The following is a 5084-nucleotide window of genomic DNA, read 5'->3' on the forward strand; positions in this document are numbered from 1 at the left end:
TCGTTCAGACGGCAGCACTCTACAATATAACCTACTTCAGTTCCAGGTGACTAGAGCACGCTGCGTTAAATCTGACGCATGCCGCGTGCTCTCATTTTTTGTTATCGCATCGTTTTAAGCGCAAAACCGGTTCCCACTTTTGCGCACGATGCTTTAGAGCGTTTTCCAAGCAGGTGGAATCACCTGCTGGCTCGGAAAACGCGGTAAACCAAAAACTTAGAGCGGCCGAGCCGATGCAATCGGATCGGAAACTGCTCTAGGTCCGATTTCATCGAGCGGACGGAATCGGGATGGAATAAACCACCCGCCTCAATCGTATTCTCCCCGGCAGCCGTCGCGATCTCCTGATCGTGTCCAGCCAGCCCCAAGGGTGGTCCCCATAGGGCGGCGTAGCGGTGGCGCACTGAGGTTAGGCCCCTCTCGGCACCATCGCTACGCCATTCCCGTTTCGCTGCAATCTGTTACACCGTGCGGTGCTTGGGCATTGCCCGGCTGCGATGCGTCAGCATCGCCGCAGCCTGGTATCAGGGTGCGTGGCAACAGGAGCGACCCGATGGACGATAAGGACACGCCTCCAGCGCTGATCGATGCCCGGATCGCGGCGTTGGGCGACTGGCGCGGCGACACCCTTGCCCGGGTCCGCGCGCTGATCAAGCAAGCCGATCCCGACGTGGTGGAGGAATGGAAATGGCGCGGCGTCCCGGTCTGGTCGCATGACGGCATCCTGTGCACCGGCGAAAGCTACAAGGCGGCGGTCAAGCTGACTTTCGCCAGGGGCGCGTCGCTGGAGGACCCGTCAGGCCTGTTCAACGCCAGTCTGGAGGGCAATACCCGCCGCGCCATCGACATCCATGAAGGCGAGACGATCGACGCCGACGCCTTCCGGGCGCTCATCCGGGCGGCGGTCACGCTCAACATGGCCAGGCCCCGGAAGAAGGGCTGACGTCAACACTCCAGCCCGATCAACGACCCGCTACCGATCCGGCCGACATGGCGCTTGCCGTCGATCTCCAGCCAGTCCGGCGTCACCTCCAGCCGACGTCCCCTTATGGTGGTGCGCAAATGCTCCACCGCGATCCGGTTGCGCGCCACGATCCGCAGCACCGCCATCCCATCGCCGCGTGCCGCCATCATGCTGTACCGGTCGCCGCGCAGCAGGAAATGCCAGCTGCCGTCCGTCGGAATCCACTCATTGCCGTCCACGATCTGCACCGGCTCGCCATCGGCATTGCCCATGCGCACGCTGATGCGCGTCGCGCCATTGCTCCGGCGCGGCGGGGAGAAGATCAATATCGGCTCCCCTTCCAGCGTCAGCGGAATCGGCGTATCCCGCAGCAGCCGGGAGCCGCCCATGATCAGCGTCGGCAATTCCGGCGAAAAGGGCAGGCGATCGCGCGCGAAATGGCGCTGTCGCACGACCGGATTGGTGTGGAAGCCCTGAACCTGCGTCGGTGTCAGCCGCCCTTCCTCGACCAGGCCGTGGCAGGTCGGGCAGAGCAAGGTCACACCATTGCTCTCCGGCAACCGCAAATAGCGATAAATGGTCACGCCGCAGCGGACACAGGCGAAACCGCACGCCTGGCGGACATCGTCCCGCTGCTGCGCGGTCAGTTCTGGCAGCGACGGCATCACACGCAAGCCCATGCACGACGACCCCTTGGCAAGCCGCACCCGCACCATTTGCGGATCGGCGTTCCTTCGGCGTCCTTCCTGATGGCCGGGGGCACTCGACATGCCCCTTCTCGCTATTGCACTATCGTTGAAATAAATACGGACAAGTCAAGAGAGTCCTCCACTCCCTCATCGCTGCGGCAGCAGGTCCAGATTGCGCGAGGCCGCGATCGCCCGGATGCGATCGGGCCGGGGCATGGATCTGATCGCGATTTCAGCGATGTCGCCCGCGCTGAACAGCTCGACATTGCCGACATTGAAGATGCGCTGACCCAGCGTCTGCGTGATGCGGACGCTGCGGATGCTGGAAAGCGCGATTTCCGTCCGCTGCTTGGCAAGCAACCCGCGTTCCAACAGCACCTCCCGGTCGGAAAGCGCCAGCCGTTCGCCCTTGCGCAGCACCCACCACACGCCGATGGCAAGGATGCCGACGACGGAAATCAGCAACAGGGCGAACAGAAAGGGATGCGCGCGGAACATCGCCGGATGCTCATCATACAGCCATGTCTCGCTCATGCCGGTCCCCTGCCGCTAACCAGTTGAATTGACCACGGAAGCGGCTCCATGGTCAAGACGGGATGCGGCTCAGCTCTCATCCCCCATGCGCAGCGCCGCGATGAAAGCCTCCTGCGGAATCTGCACGCTGCCATATTCGCGCATCCGCTTCTTGCCCTCTTTCTGCTTCTCCAGCAGCTTCTTCTTACGGGTGATATCGCCGCCATAGCATTTGGCGGTGACGTCCTTGCGCATTGCGGCGATCGTTTCGCGGGCGATCACCTTGCCGCCGATCGCCGCCTGGATCGGAATCTTGAACAGATGGCGGGGGATCAGGTCCTTCAGCCGCTCGCACATGCCACGGCCGCGCGATTCGGCGCTGCCCCGATGGACGATCATGCTGAGCGCGTCGACCGGCTCATTGTTGACGAGGATGCCCATCTTGACCAGATCGCCCTCCCGCGTGCCGATCTGATGATAGTCGAAGCTGGCATAGCCGCGCGAAATCGACTTCAGCCTGTCGTAAAAGTCGAACACCACCTCATTGAGCGGCAGTTCATAGGTCACCTGCGCGCGCCCGCCAACATAGGTCAGATTCTTCTGGATGCCGCGCCGGTCCTGACACAGCTTCAGGATGGAACCCAGATATTCGTCGGGGCAGTAGATCACCGCCTCGATCCACGGTTCCTCGATGAAGTCGATATGATTGGCGTCGGGCATGTCGGCGGGATTGTGCAGATGCCGCGTCGTCCCGTCATTCATGTGAATCTCGTAGACCACCGAAGGCGCGGTGGTGATGAGGTCGAGATCATATTCGCGCGTCAACCGCTCCTGGATGATCTCCAGATGCAGCAGCCCCAGGAAGCCGCAACGGAAACCGAAGCCCAGCGCCGCCGACGTCTCCATCTCGAAGGAGAAGCTGGCATCGTTGAGCCGCAGCTTGGAAATCGAATCGCGCAGCTTCTCGAAATCATTGGCGTCGACCGGGAACAGGCCGCAGAACACCACCGGCTGCACTTCCTTGAAGCCCGGCAGCGGCGCCTTGGCCGGATTCTTGACCGTGGTGATGGTGTCGCCGACGCGCGTCTGGCTGATATCCTTGATCTGCGCGGTGATGAAGCCGATCTCGCCGGGGCCGAGTTCGCCCAGCTGCTCGATCTTCGGCCGGAAACAGCCGACGCGGTCGATCAGGTGCTCGGTGCCGCCAATCATGAACTTGATCTGCTGGCCCTTCTTGATGACGCCGTTCATGACGCGCACCAATATGACCACGCCCAGATAGGGATCGTACCAGCTGTCGACCAGCATCGCCTCCAGCGGGGCTTCCCGGTCGCCCTTGGGCGCGGGGATCTTGGCGACGACGGCTTCGAGGATGTCGTCGATGCCGATGCCCGACTTGGCGCTGGCCAGCACGGCTTCGGACGCGTCGAGGCCGATCACCTCCTCGATCTCCGCCTTCACCTTCTCCGGTTCGGCGGCGGGCAGGTCGATCTTGTTGATGACGGGCACGATCTCATGGTCATGCTCGATCGACTGATAGACGTTCGCCAGCGTCTGTGCTTCCACGCCCTGGGCGGCGTCCACCACCAGCAACGCGCCCTCGCACGCCGCCAGGCTCCGGCTCACCTCATAGGCGAAGTCGACATGGCCCGGCGTGTCCATCAGGTTCAGCTCGTAAGTCTCGCCATTTTTCGCGACATAATCGAGGCGCACGGTCTGCGCCTTGATGGTGATGCCACGCTCCTTCTCGATATCCATATTGTCGAGCACCTGCGCCGACATCTCCCGGTCGGTCAGGCCCCCGGTGCGCTGGATCAGCCGGTCGGCCAGGGTCGACTTGCCATGGTCGATATGGGCGATGATCGAGAAATTGCGGATGTGCGAGAGATCAGTCATGGCCCGCGCCGATAGCAGCCATTTGCGCCGCTGTCAGCAGCGCTTGCACATGGCGGACCAGCCATGGGCATTGCGGTGATAACCATCCGCATTACTTGCGCGCCCACGCGGTTGTGCTAGAGCTTGGATCAAATATCGGGGCGCCAAAAATCAAAATGACTTCAGCAACTTTCAGGGGTGCATGATCATGCGTGTGTTCACGAAATTCGTCGCTGCCGCAGCCGGCCTGGCTGTCGCGGCTTCTCCGGCGATGGCGGCCGACAAGGGCTCATCCGCGCGGCAGCAGCAGGCCAAGAAAACGGCGGAAATCCCTCATTGCACCCGTCGCCTGGGCACCGTCGCGATCGTCGAGCCGGACAATCAGTGGTGGCGGGAGCTGAACCTGGGCAGCCCGGAGGCGATCCTCAAGGTGTTCATCCAGCAATCGGGCTGCTTCGGCCTGGTCAATCGTGGCCGCGCCATGATGAACCGGAACATGGAGCGCGCCATGGCCGATTCCGGCGAATTGCAGGCGGGTTCCAACCTGGGCAAGGGACAGGTGAAGGCGGCGGATTATTTCCTCCAGCCTGACATCGTCTCCTCCAACAAGAATTCGGGCGGCAATGCGCTGGGCGGGATGCTCGGCGGCATGCTTGGCGGCCGGACCTTCGGCGCGCTCGCTGGCGGCATCTCGATCAAGAAGAGCGAGGCGAATGTGACGCTTTCCATCGTCAATGCCCGCACCACCGAGGAAGAAGCGCTGACCGAGGGCTATGCCCGCAAGTCGGACCTGAGCTTCGGCGCAGGCGGCGGTGCCGGCTGGTGGGGCGGTTTCGCGGCGGCCGGTGGTGGCGGCTATCAGAATACCGAGATCGGCCAGGTCATCGTACTCGCCTATCTCGACGCCTATACCAAGCTGGTGACCCAGCTGGGCGGCCTGCCCGCCAATGCGGCGGCGGCGGCACCGCCCGCCCAATAATGGCATGGGGGCGCCGTCACCGATGGCGCCCCAGCCTCAATGACCAATGGGCGCGGTCTCGACG

At 62.8% G+C, this 5084-nt stretch carries 5 protein-coding genes; 2 read left to right on the forward strand and 3 right to left on the reverse strand.

Annotated elements, in window-relative coordinates; translation table 11 throughout:
* Positions 1 to 553: 553 nt before the first annotated feature.
* Positions 554 to 943 carry a DUF1801 domain-containing protein gene (locus tag RUH75_RS23205; RefSeq protein ID WP_313809571.1) on the forward strand — a complete coding sequence of 130 codons (390 nt, stop codon included), beginning with the start codon at positions 554 to 556 and terminating at the stop codon, positions 941 to 943.
* A gap of 2 nt (positions 944 to 945) precedes the next feature.
* On the opposite strand, the gene RUH75_RS23210 is transcribed toward RUH75_RS23205, so the two are convergent.
* The 3 genes from RUH75_RS23210 to lepA form a co-directional block, all read right to left on the reverse strand.
* Positions 946 to 1629 carry a hypothetical protein gene (locus RUH75_RS23210; RefSeq protein WP_313809575.1) on the reverse strand — a complete coding sequence of 228 codons (684 nt, stop codon included), beginning with the start codon at positions 1627 to 1629 and terminating at the stop codon, positions 946 to 948.
* Positions 1630 to 1800: 171 nt separating this feature from the next.
* Positions 1801 to 2187, reverse strand: coding sequence for a PH domain-containing protein (locus tag RUH75_RS23215; RefSeq protein ID WP_313809572.1), 387 nt, complete (start codon positions 2185 to 2187; stop codon positions 1801 to 1803).
* Between the two features lie 69 nt (positions 2188 to 2256).
* Positions 2257 to 4062 (reverse strand): translation elongation factor 4, encoded by a 1806-nt coding sequence (gene lepA / locus RUH75_RS23220; RefSeq protein WP_313809573.1) that lies wholly within the window; start codon positions 4060 to 4062, stop codon positions 2257 to 2259.
* Between the two features lie 187 nt (positions 4063 to 4249).
* Here lepA and RUH75_RS23225 point away from each other — a divergent pair, with 187 nt between their 5' ends.
* Positions 4250 to 5020: a CsgG/HfaB family protein gene (locus RUH75_RS23225; protein ID WP_313809574.1), complete on the forward strand. Its 771-nt coding sequence runs from the start codon at positions 4250 to 4252 to the stop codon at positions 5018 to 5020.
* Positions 5021 to 5084: the final 64 nt, after the last annotated feature.

It is taken from the genome of Sphingobium sp., assembly GCF_032153725.1.
Taxonomy (GTDB): Bacteria; Pseudomonadota; Alphaproteobacteria; order Sphingomonadales; family Sphingomonadaceae; genus Sphingobium.